General features: G+C 53.5%; 16 protein-coding genes and 1 pseudogene. 12 read left to right on the top strand and 5 right to left on the bottom strand.

Going from position 1 to position 18,257, the window contains the following annotated elements; all coding sequences use genetic code 11:
• Positions 1-356 precede the first annotated feature (356 nt).
• Positions 357-2,441 (top strand): elongation factor G, encoded by a 2,085-nt coding sequence (gene fusA, locus CC94_RS0110935; RefSeq protein ID WP_031430851.1) that lies wholly within the window; start codon positions 357-359, stop codon positions 2,439-2,441.
• A 207-nt stretch (positions 2,442-2,648) separates the two neighbouring features.
• On the opposite strand, the pseudogene CC94_RS23065 reads toward fusA, so the two are convergent.
• Positions 2,649-2,795, bottom strand: a pseudogene (locus tag CC94_RS23065) (transglycosylase SLT domain-containing protein); the annotation flags it as partial.
• Positions 2,796-2,997: 202 nt separating this feature from the next.
• Here CC94_RS23065 and CC94_RS0110920 point away from each other — a divergent pair.
• Positions 2,998-3,531, top strand: coding sequence for a hypothetical protein (locus CC94_RS0110920; protein WP_031430848.1), 534 nt, complete (start codon positions 2,998-3,000; stop codon positions 3,529-3,531).
• Between the two features lie 12 nt (positions 3,532-3,543).
• Here the strand turns inward: CC94_RS0110920 and CC94_RS0110915 are convergent, their stop codons facing one another.
• A complete protein-coding gene (locus CC94_RS0110915; RefSeq protein WP_031430847.1) occupies positions 3,544-3,729 on the bottom strand; it encodes a hypothetical protein in 186 nt (61 codons plus the stop codon).
• 2 nt (positions 3,730-3,731) lie between these two features.
• Complete coding sequence (locus CC94_RS0110910; protein WP_031430845.1) at positions 3,732-6,110, bottom strand: DNA translocase FtsK; 2,379 nt, start codon at positions 6,108-6,110, stop codon at positions 3,732-3,734.
• Between the two features lie 214 nt (positions 6,111-6,324).
• Here CC94_RS0110910 and trxB point away from each other — a divergent pair, with 214 nt between their 5' ends.
• The 4 genes from trxB (at position 6,325) to infA (ending at position 9,133) form a co-directional block, all read left to right on the top strand.
• Positions 6,325-7,278 (top strand): thioredoxin-disulfide reductase, encoded by a 954-nt coding sequence (gene trxB / locus CC94_RS0110905; RefSeq protein WP_031430843.1) that lies wholly within the window; start codon positions 6,325-6,327, stop codon positions 7,276-7,278.
• A gap of 69 nt (positions 7,279-7,347) precedes the next feature.
• Positions 7,348-8,043, top strand: a complete 696-nt coding sequence (gene aat, locus CC94_RS0110900; protein WP_031430841.1) for a leucyl/phenylalanyl-tRNA--protein transferase — start codon at positions 7,348-7,350, stop codon at positions 8,041-8,043.
• Positions 8,040-8,762, top strand: a complete 723-nt coding sequence (locus CC94_RS0110895; protein WP_031430840.1) for an arginyltransferase — start codon at positions 8,040-8,042, stop codon at positions 8,760-8,762. The genes aat and CC94_RS0110895 overlap by 4 nt, the downstream gene beginning before the upstream one ends.
• Positions 8,763-8,914: 152 nt before the next feature.
• Positions 8,915-9,133, top strand: a complete 219-nt coding sequence (gene infA / locus CC94_RS0110890) for a translation initiation factor IF-1 (RefSeq protein WP_005369748.1) — start codon at positions 8,915-8,917, stop codon at positions 9,131-9,133.
• A gap of 37 nt (positions 9,134-9,170) precedes the next feature.
• On the opposite strand, the gene clpA is transcribed toward infA, so the two are convergent.
• Together clpA and clpS are read right to left on the bottom strand one after the other, a co-directional pair.
• Positions 9,171-11,441: an ATP-dependent Clp protease ATP-binding subunit ClpA gene (gene clpA, locus CC94_RS0110885; RefSeq protein ID WP_005369746.1), complete on the bottom strand. Its 2,271-nt coding sequence runs from the start codon at positions 11,439-11,441 to the stop codon at positions 9,171-9,173.
• A gap of 13 nt (positions 11,442-11,454) precedes the next feature.
• Positions 11,455-11,778 carry an ATP-dependent Clp protease adapter ClpS gene (gene clpS, locus CC94_RS0110880; RefSeq protein ID WP_005369734.1) on the bottom strand — a complete coding sequence of 108 codons (324 nt, stop codon included), beginning with the start codon at positions 11,776-11,778 and terminating at the stop codon, positions 11,455-11,457.
• Between the two features lie 256 nt (positions 11,779-12,034).
• Between clpS and CC94_RS0110875 the strand changes: the two genes are divergently transcribed.
• The 6 genes from CC94_RS0110875 to purB are packed head-to-tail and all read left to right on the top strand — an operon-like array spanning position 12,035 to position 18,160.
• Entirely contained in the window at positions 12,035-12,496 is a 462-nt protein-coding gene (locus CC94_RS0110875; RefSeq protein ID WP_031430837.1) for an NUDIX hydrolase, read from the top strand.
• Entirely contained in the window at positions 12,489-13,580 is a 1,092-nt protein-coding gene (gene mnmA, locus CC94_RS0110870; protein ID WP_031430835.1) for a tRNA 2-thiouridine(34) synthase MnmA, read from the top strand. The genes CC94_RS0110875 and mnmA overlap by 8 nt, the downstream gene beginning before the upstream one ends.
• Positions 13,577-14,002, top strand: a complete 426-nt coding sequence (locus CC94_RS0110865) for a hypothetical protein (RefSeq protein WP_005369731.1) — start codon at positions 13,577-13,579, stop codon at positions 14,000-14,002. Before mnmA ends, CC94_RS0110865 begins: the two co-directional genes overlap by 4 nt.
• Positions 13,999-15,294, top strand: coding sequence for a KGGVGR-motif variant AAA ATPase (locus tag CC94_RS22350; RefSeq protein ID WP_005369730.1), 1,296 nt, complete (start codon positions 13,999-14,001; stop codon positions 15,292-15,294). Before CC94_RS0110865 ends, CC94_RS22350 begins: the two co-directional genes overlap by 4 nt.
• Positions 15,291-16,745 (top strand): hypothetical protein, encoded by a 1,455-nt coding sequence (locus tag CC94_RS0110855; RefSeq protein WP_005369728.1) that lies wholly within the window; start codon positions 15,291-15,293, stop codon positions 16,743-16,745. Before CC94_RS22350 ends, CC94_RS0110855 begins: the two co-directional genes overlap by 4 nt.
• A 50-nt stretch (positions 16,746-16,795) precedes the next feature.
• A complete protein-coding gene (gene purB, locus CC94_RS0110850; RefSeq protein WP_005369726.1) occupies positions 16,796-18,160 on the top strand; it encodes an adenylosuccinate lyase in 1,365 nt (454 codons plus the stop codon).
• Positions 18,161-18,257: the final 97 nt, after the last annotated feature.

Below are 18,257 nucleotides of genomic sequence, written 5' to 3'. Positions count from 1 at the left end.
CGCAAAAGGGATCGAGTTGACGTCCGCCGGTCCGGAACGGCCGAAGACGAAAAGCCGGGCGGTACGTATTTGATGTTTTTATATATTTTTATAAAGAATTTAGGTTAAAATACCCGGCTATCGAAACTGGGCGCGTGCCGGTCCGGCCTTTGCCGAAACCTGCGCTCGACGTGACTCCATCCTCCAGACTTCGATGCGTTCCGTCCAACCCTTGGTTACCCTGACTGCGGTCTACGGCATCAGGCAGCAGGTCATATTTTGCGCCGTTCAAAACTCCGGTCGAATTTGCTTGAGTAAATACTCGCGGGGACGGTTTTTGCAAAAAGATTTTTATGCCCAACATTTAGAGTAACAACATGACTGATTTAAGCCTTTACAGAAACATCGGCATATTCGCGCACGTGGATGCCGGCAAAACCACCACGACCGAGCGTATCCTGAAGCTCACCGGCAAGATCCACAAGCTGGGCGAAGTGCATGAAGGGGAATCTACCATGGACTTCATGGCGCAAGAAGCCGAACGCGGCATCACCATCCAGTCCGCGGCGACGACCTGTTTCTGGAAAGACCATCGTTTCAATATCATCGACACCCCGGGCCACGTCGACTTTACCATCGAAGTATATCGTTCGCTGAAAGTGCTCGACGGCGGTATCGGCGTTTTCTGCGGTTCCGGCGGCGTCGAACCGCAATCGGAAACCAACTGGCGCTATGCGAACGACTCCAAAGTCTCCCGCCTTATCTACGTCAATAAATTGGACCGGATCGGCGCCGATTTCTTCCGCGTGGTCAAACAGGTCGAAGACGTGCTGGGCGCAGTCCCGCTGGTGATGACTTTGCCGATCGGCATCGAAGATCAATTCTCGGGCGTCGTAGACCTGCTGACCCGCAAAGCGTGGATCTGGGACAACTCCGGCGACCCGATGAACTACCGCATCGAAGATGTTCCTGCCGATATGGCGGATAAAGTCGAAGAATGGCGCGAAAAGCTGATCGAAACCGCGGTCGAGCAGGACGACGATGCGATGGAAAAATATCTGGAAGGTGAAGAGCCGGATATGGAGACCGTCAAGCGCTGCATCCGCAAAGGCACGATCAACATGGCGTTTTTCCCGACTTATTGCGGTTCGTCCTTCAAAAACAAAGGCGTGCAACTGGTCCTGGACGGCGTTGTCGATTACCTGCCGAACCCGACAGAAGTCAAGCCGCAGCCTGAAACCGACATCGAAGGCAACCCGACCGGCGAATTTGCGATCGTCGATCCGAGCCGTCCGCTGCGCGCATTGGTATTCAAAATCATGGACGACCGCTTCGGCGCGCTGAACTTCATTCGGATTTATTCCGGCCGCCTGAAGAAAGGCGACACCCTGCTGAATACCTATACCGGCAAGAACGAACGGGTCGGACGGATGGTCGAAATGCATGCCGACACCCGCACCGAAATCGAAACCGCCCAGGCTGGCGATATCGTCGCCCTGATCGGCCTGAAAAACGTACAGACCGGCCATACCTTGTGCGATCCGGACAAGCCGGCAACGCTTGAGCCCATGGTTTTCCCTGACCCGGTCATCTCGGTGGCGGTTACCCCGAAAGACAAAGGCTCCAACGAAAAAATGGGCATCGCGCTGGGCAAAATGGTCGCGGAAGATCCGTCTTTCCACGTTTCAACCGACGAAGAAAGCGGCGAAACGATCCTGAAAGGCATGGGCGAGTTGCACCTCGACATCAAGGTCGACATCCTGAAACGGACGCACGGGGTTGAAGTGACCGTCGGCAAGCCGCAGGTGGCCTACCGCGAAACGATCACGCGCCGCGTCGAAGACGAATACACGCACAAGAAGCAATCGGGCGGTTCCGGCCAATACGCAAAGATCAGCTATGCGATCGAACCGGGCGAACCAGGCAGCGGCTTTGCGTTCGAATCGGCCGTTACCGGCGGCAACGTGCCGCGCGAATACTGGCCGGCGGTCGAAAAAGGCTTTAAGAGCATGCTCGATCAAGGCGTGCTGGCCGGCTATCCCTGCTTGGACTTCAAAGTGACTCTGCTGGACGGCGGTTTCCACGCGGTCGACTCGTCTTCGATTGCATTCGAAATTGCCGCGAAAGCCGCGTTCCGCCAATCGATTCCAAAGGCTGCGCCGCAGTTGATCGAACCGATCATGAAAGTGGATGTCTTCACCCCGGCAGATAACGTCGGCGACGTGATCGGCGACTTGAACCGTCGCCGCGGCATGATCAAATCGCAGGATCCGGGCGTTACCGGTGTTCGCGTAAAAGCGGATGTTCCGCTCAGCGAAATGTTCGGCTATATCGGCGACCTGCGCACGATGACTTCAGGCCGCGGCCAGTTCTCAATGGAGTTCTCACACTATCTGCCATGCCCGAAAAACGTGGCCGAAGAAGTGATCAAGGAAGCCATAGAACGCAAAAAAGCAAAATAATCCACTCTTGACGGGATGATGAAAAAGGCCGGTCGGCATTGCTGACCGGCCTTTTTTTGTACCCGCCTGATCAAAAAAAAGTTTCGAAGCGAATAACCCAACCTCGCCGTTCGGGCACTCCCCTGGCCTTAATCGGACCCATAACGCTCATTCCATTCAAACACTTGAATCCCGCCTCGCCTGAGTGGCGCTTCGCCATTTTACCGATCAGCTCCGGATGCTGGTGTTCCGTAGCGATCGCCCCAGTCCGAACCTTACGGCAGCCCCTGACATCAAATACATCAAGCCCACCGCGCCGGCCGAGGGAACCGCCGCCGGGTTAGAGGCGGATTCTGCCTGAATCATCGCACATGCAAGAACTTTGGATCGACGTGATGCTTATCGCCGAAGCGGCCGGGCAGGCCGCATCAGGAGTTTTGGGCTCCGCGCGCATTCAAGCCGATGCGACGAAATGTCCTCTCTGCAAATGCCGGCCAAACGGTATAATTCTCAAAAGCCGGCTTGACTTTTTTCGTTTTTATGGTGTGATCGGCAAGTCGGCTGGATGGAGGTATATATGAAACAAGACTATCATTACTTACAGGCATCGTTCGACAACCCCGTGATGGCCATTGTGCAGGGGATCGACCGCGATGTCGAACACGGCGAAGACCTGTTGATGCTGGGGCTCGGGATCGTGATGCTGTCCTCGACGTTTGCCCCGGTTGCCCCGCCGATCGTACTCTTGCCGCTGGTCGCCTTGACCTTTGCGATTACCGTGACCCTGGCGCACCGGAATTACCGGAAAATGGAGAGCAAACTGTTCGCCTCGATGTCCCGCTTAAGCAGCCGGGACATCGCACTGCTTCGCCCGATCGCGGCGATTTTTGCCGAAGTTCCCGCAGACTCCCTGGCCGAGTCGTTCAATCCGGCCAAAAACCTCAAGAGGACGCTGAAAAGCGCGCTCGGCGGCGTATTGATCAATCCTCTCTGGATGCCGATTTTCTATATGATGGGTCTTCAGATCAATGCGGAAAAACGTTTGAGTTCATTGAATCGAGCGATTATCGGGGTCGAGCAAAAGATCAATCCCCCTTCCGCCTGGGTTTGAGCAAGGAGCGGATTATTTCTGAAAGGAATAAAACAAGGCAGCGAGGATCAACTGCAAAAAGACCAGACCCCAAAAATAGAGTCCGAAGAGCACCGCCTTGACCTGGACCGCATGCTCTTTGGAATGCCGCCGGACCAACAGCCAGCCGCCGCCGGTGGCAGCCGTCAGAATCAGGATACCGACGATCGCCAACCGCACGGTCAGTCCCTGACCGGCGCAGGCGCCAGCACGACGCGGGAACCGTTGGATTCTGCCGGACTCACCACGCCCGCCGCTTCCATCGTCTCGATCATCGTCGCGGCCCGGTTATAGCCGATCTTGAAACGCCTCTGCACGCTCGATATCGAGGCTTTGCGCGTCTCGGTCACGAACTGTACGGCCTGGTCGTACAAAGCATCGGCCTCGGGATCGCCGGAATTGCCGCCCCCGCCGCCATATGCGCCGTAGCCTTCGCCCGTGTCGGATGCCTCGCGGGTGATTTCTTCGAGATAATTGGCCGGTCCGGTCAATTTCAAGAACTCGACCACGCGGTGCACTTCATGATCGTCGACGAAGGCGCCGTGCGCGCGAATCGGAATACTGGTGCCCGACGGCAAAAACAGCATGTCGCCGTTGCCGAGCAGCGCTTCCGCGCCGCCCTGGTCGAGAATGGTCCGGGAATCGATCCGCGAAGAGACCTGGAACGAAATACGGGTCGGCACGTTGGCCTTGATCAATCCGGTCAACACATCGACGGAAGGCCGCTGAGTCGCGAGAATCAAATGAATGCCGGCCGCGCGGGCTTTTTGCGCGAGCCGCGCAATCAACTCCTCGACTTTCTTGCCCACGATCATCATCATGTCGGCCAATTCGTCGATCACGATCACGATGCTCGGCAAGGTCTCCAGCATTGGAGGCTCTTCGCCTTCGGCCAGCGGATTCAGCGGCTGGAACATCGGATCCTTGATTTTTTCCCCGCGCGCATCGGCATCCGCGACCAGTTGGTTGAAGCCCGCCAGATTCCTGACGCCCATCTTCGACATCAGCTTGTAGCGCCGCTCCATTTCGGCGACCGCCCAACGCAGGGCGTTACTGGCTTCCTTCATATCGGTGACGACCGGCGTCAGCAAATGCGGAATGCCTTCATAGACCGACAATTCGAGCATCTTCGGATCGATCATGATCATCCTGACCTGCTCCGGGGTCGATTTGTAAAGCATACTCAGAATCATCGTATTGATCGCGACCGACTTTCCCGAACCGGTGGTTCCCGCGACCAGCGCATGCGGCATTTTGCCGAGATCGGCGACCAACGGCGCGCCGGAAATATCCTTGCCCATTGCCAACGTCAAGTTCGACTTCGACTTGACGAAAGCACCGGAAGAAAGTAACTCCTGCAGGTTGACCATTTCGCGTTCGCGGTTCGGAATTTCGAGACCGATCACCGACTTACCGGGAATCACTTCGACGATCCGGACGCTGGTCACCGACAAGGCTCTGGCCAGATCCTTCGACAGGGAGCTGATCCGGCTGACCTTCACGCCGGGCGCCGGCTGCAGTTCGAAACGGGTAATCACGGGTCCCGGCAGAAAACCGACGACTTCCACGCTGACGTTGAAATCCTGCAGGATGTTCTCGACCAGCCGGGACATTTCCTCCAAATCGGTCTGCGTATAACCTTTTACGCGGGTATCGCGGTTGTCCAGCAGATCGATCGACGGCAGCGCGCCTTTGTTCCGATAGCGCACGGCGGCGGCTTTTTTCGCAACCCGCTTGGCGACCGCTTGTTGCGCATCGGCCAGTACCTTTTCGAGAACCGGCGACATTTTGGCCGCCGCCTTCTTGACCGATTCGGCTTCGCTTTCGAGAACCGGCAACGTTTTGGCGAGGGCTTTTTTGACCGGTTCGGTTTCGCTTTTAGAGAAAGGCGCCGGCTCAGGCTCATCGGCGATGAACGAGCCGAAAAATTCTTCAGGCTCTTCAAACTCGTCCTGCATATTAAATTTTCTTTCGCTATAACCCGCCACTCGTTCGAACAGCAGCCTGAACAATAACACGGTATATTTGCCTATCAAATCCAGTACGGACAGCCATGAAACTTTGGTCGCCAAGGTAATTCCGCCGAGCAGGCCGACCATCAAAAATAAGGTAGCCCCGGAGTTGCCCAGCTTAACGACCAGCGTATTGCCGATTTCCTGGCCGACGATTCCGCCGGTGCTGTTCGGCAGGTCGACGCCAGGACGCAGTAAATAAAGATTCAGCAATGCCGTCGCCGAAACGATCGTGGCAAAGATGCCGGCCGTATTTACGGCCATGGGAAGGATCTTGGGAGCCTCCTGCAGTTTATGCAGCCTGTAGCCGGCCCAGAAAATAAGCAGCGGGAGGGGATAGGCCAAGAGGCCGAAAAAGCTGAAACTCACATCCGCCAGCCAGGCGCCGAACACGCCGCAGGCATTCGCGATCGCCTTGGCCGTCCCGCTATGGGTCCAGCCGGCGTCGTCCAGGCTGAAAGTCGCCAAGGCGATTAAAAAAAACAGGCCGAAGGCAAAAAAAACCAAAACGGCGATTTCACGCAAGCCACGAACAGTTTTTTCTTCCATCACAGCAGACCTAATATATCTTGGTGAAAAATAATACCGATAAAACATGATTATAGAACATGCACCCAAGAGATTACATGAATAATTTCGCGGCGAACACTTGGTTTTCGCAGATCCAGCCCCTATTTCATTTGTAAATTTTTCCGGTTTACGAACTTTGTATTCATCTGCATAATTGATTGCATAAATTTTGTTTATCCCTGAAGAGGTCCGAATGAGCGACACCAAACACTGCCGACTGTTGATTCTCGGCTCCGGCCCGGCCGGTTATACCGCTGCGGTCTATGCCGCAAGGGCGAATCTGAATCCGGTCATGATCACCGGCCTGCAGCAAGGCGGTCAATTGACTACCACGACCGAGGTCGATAACTGGCCGGGCGATGTCGAGGGACTGCAAGGTCCCGATCTGATGGAAAGGATGCGCAAGCATGCCGAGCGTTTTGCGACCGAAATCATCTTTGATCATATTCATACCGCCGATTTGTCGGCAAGGCCGTTTGTGCTGACCGGCGACGCCGGACGCTATTCGTGCGATGCGCTGATCATTGCAACCGGTGCATCCGCCCGCTATCTGGGGCTGGAGTCCGAGGAAGCCTTTACAGGCCGGGGCGTTTCCGCTTGTGCGACCTGCGACGGTTTTTTCTACAAAAACAAACCGGTTGCAGTGATAGGAGGCGGCAATACCGCCGTTGAAGAAGCGCTGTATCTGGCGAATATCGCTTCGCACGTAACGGTCGTGCACCGCCGGGACAAATTCCGCGCCGAAAAAATCCTCTCCAATAAGTTACTCGAAAAAGCCGCCCACGGCAATGTGACGATCGAATGGGGCCACACGCTGGATGAAGTGCTCGGAGACGACATGGGCGTTACCGGAATCCGGATAAAACAGGCACAATCCGGCGAAACGCGAGAGATCGACGTGCACGGCGTCTTCATCGCAATCGGCCACACCCCGAACACCGAGATTTTCGAAGGGCAACTCGAAATGGAACACGGCTATATCAAGGTCAAAAGCGGCATCGCCGGCAACGCGACCGCCACCAGCGTACCGGGCGTGTTCGCAGCCGGCGACGTGATGGATGCGGTCTATAAACAGGCAATCACCTCCGCGGGTGCGGGCTGCATGGCAGCGCTCGACGCAGAAAAATATCTCGATGAATTGACCTAAAGCCGTACGGTCTGACTGCGCGAAGCTCGATCAAAAACCGACTCGCGCTTTTGAGCCAATCCCAAACGGATGAAGATAGCGATACTCGACCCCCACCGGCCGGACCAACCCTTCCCGCCGCTGAATACCGCCTTGGCGGAGCCGAACGGTTTGCTCGCGGTAGGAGGTTGCCTGTCGGCCACCCGTTTGTTGAATGCCTACCGGCACGGGATATTCCCCTGGTACAATGCCAACGAACCGATTCTATGGTGGTCGCCCAATCCCCGGCTGATCCTGTTTCCCGAACAATTGCAGGTCTCCCGCAGTCTAAGCAAGACTTTACGTAAAAATACTTTCACTGTGACTTTCGACACCGCTTTCGACAAAGTAATCGCCGCCTGCGGAGAGTCCCGGCAACACCGGGAGGGTACCTGGATCACCCAGGACATTATGCGCGCTTACCGCGAACTGCACCGCCTGGGCTTTGCGCACTCGGCCGAAACCTGGCGCGAAGGCGAGCTGGTCGGCGGATTATACGGCGTCGCGATAGGCCGCGTCTTCTTTGGCGAGTCGATGTTTCATACGGAGACCGACGCCTCGAAAACCGCATTTGCGGTGCTGGTCCGGCATCTCAGCGACTGGCATTTCGAATTGATCGACTGCCAGGTTTATACGCCCCACTTGGCCAGCCTTGGCGCCGAATTGATCGGCCGCAACGACTTCATGCGTCTGCTCGACCGCTACTGCACGCGGCCGGCCGCCGCGTGCGCCTGGCAGGACGCATGACATCGATCCCTTTATTCATTACCGGCGACCATTCGTGCAGTTATCTGGACCGGGAGACCGCACGGTCGGCGTTCGTGCATCCGGCGTTCCGGATCACGCCGGCGATCTACGCGGAATTGCTAAAACACGGCTTTAGGCGCAGCGGCAACGACGTCTATACTCCGCAATGCCCCCAATGTTCGGCCTGTATCCCGGTGAGAATCCCGGTGGCCCGTTTCAAACCGAACCGGCAACAAAAGCGCTGCCGGAAAAAAAATGCCGATACCCAGGTGGTCATCAAACCGGCAGTGTTTGAACCAGCCCATTACGATATGTATCTGCGTTACCAGAACAGCCGGCACCCGGACGGCTCGATGGCGCGCACCGGCCCTGAGGATTATATCGATTTTCTCGGCAGCGAATGGTGCGATACTCTGTTCGCCGAATTTTCCATTGCAGGAGAACCGGCGGCCGTTGCGGTGATAGACCGCTTCGCGCATGCCTGGTCGGCGGTCTATACTTTCTTCGATCCCAAATTCAACGCATTCAGTCCGGGAATGTATGCGGTGTTGTGGCAGATCGAAGAAGCGCGAAAACAGCAGAGCGAATTTCTGTATCTGGGTTACTGGATAAAAAACTGCCGGAAAATGGTCTATAAAAGCGCTTACCAGCCGTTACAGCTCTATATCGAACAGGAGTGGCGGGAATTCTCGGATTACGAAGAAGTAGACGCCACGTAACGTATGGCGGCCCTCCTATACGGAACGGCTTCCGCCATGCCCGTCTTTTTCAGGTTAAAGGTGAGGAATACCCGGCGATTGTTCGTCTCGCCTTTTGTCGTGAAGGAACGGCTTATGGTATGATTACCGATTTTAATAACCAGGACCCAAAAATGGCAAAAGAAGATCAAATTGAAATGGAAGGCAAGGTGATCGATACCCTTCCGAACACGATGTTTAGAGTCCAGCTGGAAAACGGCCATATCGTGACGGCTCATATTTCGGGCAAAATGCGCAAGCATTATATTCGTATACTGACCGGCGACACCGTCAAAGTCGAAATGACACCTTACGATTTAACCAAAGGCCGGATCATCTTCCGGATGCGCTGATTCCGGACTCCGGGCCCGGAATCGCGCATTCCGACTCCTAAATGCTTTCGGGCACGATCAAATCCTTGCTTTCAATCGCAAAAGCCAGCTCGTCGTTTTCCATATAAATCCTGACGTGGCCGCCCTGGACCAGCTTGCCGAACAACAGATCGTTCGCCAGCGGCTTCTTGATTTTTTCCTGTATCAACCGCGCCATCGGCCGGGCTCCCATTTTCGGATCACAGCCGTTTTCGGCCAGCCATAGGCGGGCATCGGCATCGAGCGTCAAAGTCACATGCCGGTCGGCCAGCAGCGCCTCCAGCTCGAAAATAAATTTATCGACCACATGCCCGACAACCGAAATATTCAGCGGTTTGAACTGAATGATCGCATCCAGCCGATTTCTGAATTCCGGCGAAAAGCCCCTTTCGATCACCTTCATACTGTCGCCGGCATGATCCTGCTGGGTAAAGCCGATCGATGCGCGGCTGCCCTCTTCGGATCCCGCATTGGTCGTCATGACCAGAATGATGTTCCGGAAATCGGCTTTCCGGCCGTTGTTGTCGGTCAGCGTGCCATGGTCCATCACCTGCAGTAACAAGTTGAACACGTCCGGATGCGCTTTTTCGAGCTCATCCAGCAGCAGCACGGAATGCGGATGCTTGGTCACCTGCTCGGTCAGCAGTCCGCCCTGATCGAAACCGACATAACCCGGAGGCGCGCCGATCAGCCGGGAAACGGTATGGCGCTCCATGTATTCGGACATGTCGAAACGGATCAGCTCGACGCCCAGAATCTTGGCCAACTGCCGCGTCACTTCGGTCTTGCCGACGCCGGTCGGTCCCGCGAACAGGAACGAACCGATCGTTTTTTGCGTTTCCCGGAGCCCGGCCCGCGACAGCTTGATCGCGGAGGCCAACGCGGCAATGGCTTCGTCCTGGCCGAACACCAGCATCTTGAGATTCTTTTCCAGATTCGCCAGCTTGTCGATGTCGTTCGACGAAACCGTCTTGGCCGGTACGCGAGCGATCTTCGAAACGATTTCTTCGATTTCGCCCGCATCGATCACCTGTTTGCGCTCGTCTTCGGGCAGCATGCGCTGCCGGGCACCGGCTTCGTCGATCACGTCGATCGCCTTGTCCGGTAGATGCCGGTCGGTAATGAAACGATCGGACAACTCGGCGGCCAGGCGCAGCGACTCGGTCGAGTAAACCACGTCGTGGTGTTCCTCGAAGCGGGCTTTCAAGCCCTTCAGGATCAGCACCGTGTCTTCGACGGACGGCTCCAGAATATCGACTTTCTGGAAGCGGCGCGCCAATGCATGATCCTTTTCGAAGACGCCGCGGTATTCCTGGAATGTTGTCGAGCCGATGCAGCGCATCTGCCCCGAGGCGAGCAGCGGCTTGATCAGGTTCGACGCATCCATCACGCCGCCCGACGCGGAACCGGCGCCGATGATCGTATGAATCTCGTCGATGAACAGGATCGAGTCCGGTTCCCGCTTGAGCTGGTTGACCAACGCCTTCAGGCGTTTTTCGAAGTCGCCCCGATATTTGGTGCCCGCCACCAATGCGCCCAGATCCAGGGCATAGATGACGCTGTTCTTCAGCACGCGCGGCACATTTTCCTCGACGATCCGCTTTGCCAGGCCTTCGGCGATCGCGGTCTTCCCGACTCCGGCCTCGCCGACCAGCAGCGGATTGTTTTTCCGGCGCCGACATAGAATCTGAATCGTCCGTTCGACTTCCGGCTCTCTACCGATCAACGGATCGATCCGTCCGCGGCGCGCTTCCTCGTTCAAATTGGTCGTATATTTATCCAACGGGCTTCCGGAGGGTTCGGCATCCGGATTCGAAGCGTCGGAACTCCGGTCCTCGGACGCCTGATTTTCCTGATCGATTTTCGAAATGCCGTGCGCGAGATAATTGACCACATCGAGTCTGGAAATGTCCTGTTTGTTCAGCAGATAAACGGCATGGGAATCCTGTTCACTGAACAACGCGACAAACAGATTCGCGCCGGACACTTCTTTTTTATCGGAAGCCTGAACATGAAAGACGGCCCGCTGCAGCACCCGTTGAAACCCCAATGTGGGCTGCGTTTCCCGCTGTACGCCTTGAGGAATGAGAGAAATGGTCTCGTCGATGAATTGCGTCAACTGGCCCCTCAAAAGTTTAATGTTGCAGCCGCAGGCTTTCATGATCGCCTCCGCGGAAGGGTTATCCAGCAGCGCCAGGAGCAAATGTTCGACCGTTATAAACTCGTGCCTTTTCTCATGCGCATTCTTAAAGGCATTGTTCAGAGTAACTTCAAGTTCTTTACTTAACATAAGCTCACCAAATTTACGCTTCTTCCATTGTGCACATTAACGGATGCTGATGCGCACGTGAATATTCATTGACCAGATAGACCTTGGTTTCCGCCACATCCTTGGAGTAAGTCCCGCATACGCCGACTCCCTGCATATGGACCTGCAGCATCACATGAGTCGCTTTCTCATGGGGCATGCCGAAAAACTCCATCAGAATCTCGACCACAAAATCCATCGGCGTGAAATCGTCATTCAACAAAATAACCTTATAAAACGGCGGTTTTTTCAGCTTCGGCTTGGCTTCCTGCAAAACGAGGCCGCTTTGGTTATCATGCAATGGATCAAAATCAGACATAGAAATCGCGGTGAAAAATCTTTACAGACTTAACAATAATACCAAACGGCAGTTGATTTCAAGCTCATACTCATTGTATTTCCCCCCACTTTCGCCCAACTGAAGTATAGCGCTTTTTCAACGCTATAAAACGGACAAATATCAGCATTCGCTTCTACTCGTTCCGTTTGACACGATTAATGCAAAGAGTTCAATTCGTTCCCCGCTGCCGCCCCAAATCGAGTAAAATAGCCGTTTTGTAATACGAGGAAAATGAATGGTTTGGAAGCCGCATGTGACTGTGGCCGCGATCATCGAGCGCGAACAACGATTCCTGCTGGTAGAAGAGGAAACCACTGACGGAATCAAACTGAATCAGCCGGCCGGGCACCTCGAAGAAGGCGAAGACCTGCTTGCGGCAGCGCGACGCGAGGTGTTCGAAGAAACCGCCTGGCGTTTCGAACCGGAACATCTCGTCGGCATCCAGCTCTGGCGGCGCAATCCCGACTCGCCGAGCTTCCTGCGCCTTTGCTTCTCCGGCAGTTGCCACAGCCACCAACCGGAACGTGCGCTGGACGACGGCATCATCGCGACCCATTGGCTCACGCGCGACGAAATGCTGTCCGATCCCCAACGGCTGAGAAGCCCGCTCGTCGCCTTATGCGTGGACGAATACCTCAAAGGCGCCCGTTATCCGTTATCCTTAATCCAATCCCTGCTTGATCTGAACCATGTCTAAAAATATTATCGTCGGCATGTCGGGCGGCGTCGACTCCTCGGTCACCGCGCTGCTGTTGCTGGAACAGGGCCATCGGGTAACCGGCCTGTTCATGAAAAACTGGGAGGAAGACGACGGCACCGAATACTGCACCGCGATGCAGGATCTGGCCGACGCCCAGCAGGTCTGCGACAGGCTCGGCATCGAACTGAAAACGGTCAATTTCGCGGCCGAATACTGGGACGAGGTGTTCGAAGTGTTCCTGTCCGAATTTGCGAAAGGCCGCACCCCGAACCCGGACATCCTCTGCAACAAGCACGTCAAGTTCAAGGCATTCCTGAATTACGCGATCGAAGACCTGGGCGCCGAATATATCGCGACCGGCCATTACGCGCGCGTCGAAGCGCGCGGCGGCGAATATTTTTTATTGAAAGGACTCGATCCCGGCAAGGAACAGAGCTATTTTCTGTACACGATGGGCCAGAAGCCGCTGTCGCGCACCTTGTTTCCGATCGGCCATCTGCACAAAAGCGAAATCCGGGCGATGGCCGAGAAAGCCGGCTTCGCGAACTCCCGAAAAAAAGACAGCACCGGCATCTGCTTTATCGGCGAGCGCAAATTCCGGGAGTTCCTGCAGCGCTACCTGCCGACCCAGCCCGGCGACATCCGCACCCCGGAAGGCAAAACGATCGGCCGCCACCACGGCCTGATGTACTACACGCTCGGCCAGCGCCAGGGGCTCGGCATCGGCGGGGTCAAGGATACGCCCGACGAACCCTGGTACGTGCTGGAAAAAGACCCCGACAACAACGTGCTGGTCGTCGGCCAGGGCCACGACCACCCGCTGATGCTGCACAATGTGCTCGAAGCCGGCCAGTTGGACTGGTGCAGCGGCCGCCCGCTGGCTGGAACGATCCGTTGCGCGGCCAAAACCCGCTACCGGCAGACCGACCAACCCTGCAGGTTGATTCCGTTGCCGGAAAACCGCTGCAAGGCGGTGTTCGACGAGCCGCAGCGCGCGATTACGCCGGGACAATCGGTGGTGTTTTATGATGACGAAGTCTGCTTAGGCGGTGGCATTATCGAGTCTAAGACAAACAAATGAAAGCCGACTTTAAGAATGCTTACGAGCGACATCAGCAAGACGCCGATTCATTGTTCGATGGTAAACGTTATGCCAATGCCGATCATCTTTATGGCCTAGCTGCTGAGTGCGCTTTAAAAGCCGTAATGAAAGGACTTGATCCTAGCCTAGTTGATAAAAACGGCGATTTCTTAAATCAAACCGATAAAAAGCATATAGATAAATTATGGGATCATTTCAGATGTTTTCTTCAAGGGCGAAATGCTTCTTCACTCTCAGCGCATATACCAGGTCCTAACAATCCATTTAACAAATGGACGGTTAATTCACGCTACGCCCATCACAAGAACTTTAATAAAGGTAATGTATTACCCCACAAGCTAGTTGTGAATAACTCAATTGTCAACTTAATGATCGAAGCTCGTGCAAGAGGTATTCTATGAACAAAGTATTTTTTCATGAGGCATTAGAAAAAACCATTGAATTCATAGAAGAAAACCACTCTCACTTCGGGAAAGAGCCCATTTTATTACGCGATATTTACGGTCGAATTAGCGTTATAGTACAAACAAAAAAAAGCAATAAACACAAAAAATTAGCAAAAAAGCTGTTCAATTTATTAGGTAACTTTGCATATTCAGAAGATTCTATTTTTATATATTCTGAAGAACTGATTGCAATCGATAGCCTAATAAAATCCCCTGACAAAATTCTTATCCAAGGAATCTCCCATCCGATTTATTTATTAGACAGACAAATCACCGGCCAAGACTGGTTACGCCAACCTATTGAAGAAGCCCCTCATCCCCCTAGAGTCACATTATTCGGCATTAAAGGAGGCGTCGGACGATCGACTGCACTCTCCATCTGGTCGTGGTATCTGGCCAAGCAAGGCAAAAAAGTCTTGGTTATCGATCTGGACTTGGAATCGCCCGGCATAGGCCAAATTTTGTTGCCACACGAAAGAGCCGCAGACTTCGGCGTGGTCGATTGGTTGGTGGAAGAGGCAGTCGGCCAAGCCGACGAATGGCTGTTACGCGACATGGTTGCCACCAGCCCATTGTCGGAATCGACCGAAGGCACGGTACGGGTAGTATCCGCTGCTGGAGGCAAGGAGCAAGATTACATAGCAAAGCTATCCAGAGTTTATATGGACATCAATCAGGACGGTAGAATACTGGACTTCGCTCATCGACTCTCCGAATTGTTACAAAAACTAGAAACTCAAGAAAAACCTGATATTGTTCTATTGGATAGTCGTGCCGGCATTCACGATATTGCCGCAATCGCCATTACCCGCCTGACAGACATGGCCTTGTTGTTTGCTGTCAATACCCCGCAAACATGGCAAGCTTACCGTTTTTTGTTTAAGCATTGGCAAAAATGGAATGTCAATTTAACGGCATTTAGGGAAAACCTTAAAATAGTCGCCGGCATGGTGCCTGAATTAAGTAGGGAGGATTATTTTTCCAGATGCCGTGAATCCGCTTATAACTTATTTCTGGAAACCATTTACGAAGAATCCGACCCGGAAGACCTGGATACTTTTAATTATCCTCTGACTGACGACACAGCCCCGCATTTTCCTCTTGAAATATTTTGGAACATTACGTTTCAGGAGTTTAATCCGCAATCGGAAGAATATTTTCGTAGCAATAGTAATCAAATAATTGCTTGCTACGGTAATTTTCTGCAAACAGCCAGCCGTCTTGCCTTAGGTGAATATTTCGCATGAAAGCTTTTCCAATCGAAACTCTGCGCAAAGCATTTCTATCACTACCCGAACAACAACAGCAATCGGGTGACAAGGCTATCGACATGCGTTTTTTTTATGTCCCTCCCATTCATACCAAAGCACTGCATCCCGACAATATGTTGGTTGAGGGTATTCGTGGCGCAGGAAAAAGCGAATGGTGGCTGGAGTTGCAAGACCCGGAGCGCCGCCGATTAGTATCTGACCTATCTCCTCGTTCAGAACTTACCAATATTGAATGCTATACCGGGTTTGGCCAGACACCTTCTACGCACTATCCTACAAAAAAGGTCTTGGCCAGTTTATTAAAAAAAAACATATCGACTCAAGACATTTGGAATACCGTTATTACATGGGCGATTCTAGGCTCAGAGAAATTCGGCATATCCGATCAATCTTTATGGTCGGAACGAGTAGAGCACTATCAATCAAATTTTGAAACCCTAGATAATCAACTACTCAAAATCGACAATCAGCTAGTCAGCGACAATAAAAAATCTATCGTTTTGTTCGACGCACTTGACCGCACAGCCGATGACTGGCGGTCCTTAAAAGAACTATTAAAAGGTTTACTACAAGTCGCTTTAGAATTCCGTTCTTTTCGCGCCATTCGTTTAAAAATATTTGCACGCCCGGATATGTTGGAAGATCCTTATGTGACGGATTTTCCTGATAGTTCTAAACTCATTAACAATCCCGCCAGATTGGAATGGAATAAATTAGAGTTGTTTAATTTGCTATGGCAATATTTGGGCAATGCACCGGAAGGCGGCGAGGAATTTCGAAACAATTGCTCTCAACACTTTCAACAGCACTGGACCAAGCATTCTGATTTCGATGTCTGGATTATCCCAGAAGAAATGCAAAAAAATGAAGTAGTGCAACGGAAAGTTTTTCACGCACTTGCTGGTGAATGGATGGGAACCGACGCGCGCCGTGGTTTTCCTTATACATGGCTACCCAATCATTTGGGCGATAGCCGTGGCAAAGTTAGCCCAAGAAGCTTTCTAGCCGCTTTAAGAGAAGCGGCCACCGATAACTTGGTTAGAGATCAAAAATTTGCACTTCACTATCAAGCTATCAACAAGGGCGTACAAAAAGCATCCAATATCCGAGTCAATGAACTAAAAGAAGATTATCCGTGGGTACAACTTTTGATCAACCCATTGAAAGGCATTAGTGTCCCCTGTCAATTCGATATAATTGAAGAAATTTGGAACAAACATAACATCGTCAATAGCTTAAACAATATTGACAGCGAAACGGTAAGACTCCCTCCTAGCCGTTTAGATCAAGGCCCAGAAGGCATCAAACAAGATTTAGTCGATTTAGGTATCTTTGAGGTCATGCGCGATGGTCGCATCAATTTACCGGATGTATATCGAGTGGGTTATGGCTTAGGAAGAAGAGGCGGCATCAAACCAGTCAAATAATCGACCCACTATCCCAACTATCATTTTTCTTAAAAAATCACCCATCGAACATGACTAATACAAGCTTAACCGCCATTTCCCCGATCGACGGCCGCTATGCCCGCCAAGTCGAAAAACTGCGTCCGATCTTCAGCGAATACGGCCTGATCCGCTTCCGTGTGCTCGTCGAAGTGCGCTGGCTGCAGGCCTTGGCTCGCGAGGCGAAAATCGCCGAAGTGCCGGCATTCAGCGAGGCGGCCCTGCTAGCCTTGAATACGATTGCGGACGAGTTTTCAGAAGCGGACGCGGCGCGGGTCAAGGAAATCGAACGGACCACCAACCACGACGTGAAAGCGGTCGAGTATTTCCTGAAGGAAAAAATCGCCGGCAATGCGGAACTCGAAAAAATTTCAGAGTTTTTCCATTTCGCCTGCACCTCCGAAGACATCAATAATCTGTCTTATGCGCTGATGCTGAAAGAAGGTCGCGCGGTCATGCTCGAACAGATCGATGCCTGCATCGCGGCGATCAAGAAGATCGCGATTGACACGGCCGGCCAGCCGATGCTGTCGCGCACTCACGGCCAGTCCGCGAGCCCGACCACCGCCGGCAAGGAATTCGCGAACGTCGCGGCACGCATGCAGCGCCAGCGCAAGCAACTGGCGGCGGTCGAACTGCTGGGCAAGATCAACGGCGCGGTCGGCAATTACAATGCGCACAGCGTCGCCTATCCCGAAGTCGATTGGGAAGCCTTCGCACAAAATTTCGTCGAATCGCTGGACCTGACTTTCAATCCTTATACGATTCAGATCGAACCGCACGATTACATCGCCGAGTTTTTCCATGCGCTGTCGCGCTTCAACACGATCCTGCTCGATTTCGACCGCGACGTCTGGGGCTACATCTCGCTCGGCTATTTCAAACAAAAAACGGTCGCCGGCGAAGTCGGCTCGTCGACGATGCCGCACAAGGTCAATCCGATCGACTTCGAAAACTCCGAGGGCAATCTCGGCATCGCCAACGCCCTGTTCGGCTTCCTAGCCGAAAAACTGCCGGTCTCCCGGTGGCAGCGCGATCTGACCGATTCGACCGTACTGCGCAACATCGGCGTCGGGATCGCGCACACCAGCATTGCGATTCAATCGACCCTGAAAGGCATCGGCAAACTACAGATCAACAGCGAAGCGATCGAAGCCGATTTAAACGCGAACTGGGAAGTGCTCGCGGAGCCGATTCAAACCGTGATGCGGCGTTACGGGATCGAAAAGCCCTACGAAAAACTGAAGGAGCTGACCCGCGGCCAGCGCATTTCGCCGGACGAGATGCGCGCGTTCATCGAGAAACTGGAGATTCCGGCGCACGCCAAAGCCCGCCTCTTGGCCCTGACGCCGCGCGGTTATACCGGCTACGCCGAAGCCCTGGCAAAAAAAATCTGATCCACCCTTGAAAACTGCGGGTTTTATCCTAGACTCCAATATAACGACTTGCCATGGTTAATGCGTATTCATTGGACTTCTCCCCCGCTTCGAGAGT

It is taken from the genome of Methylomicrobium agile (assembly GCF_000733855.1).
Taxonomy (GTDB): domain Bacteria; phylum Pseudomonadota; class Gammaproteobacteria; order Methylococcales; family Methylomonadaceae; genus Methylomicrobium; species Methylomicrobium agile.
Note: the sequence above shows the minus strand (reverse complement) of the source record. Positions and strands in the feature narration are given on the sequence as shown.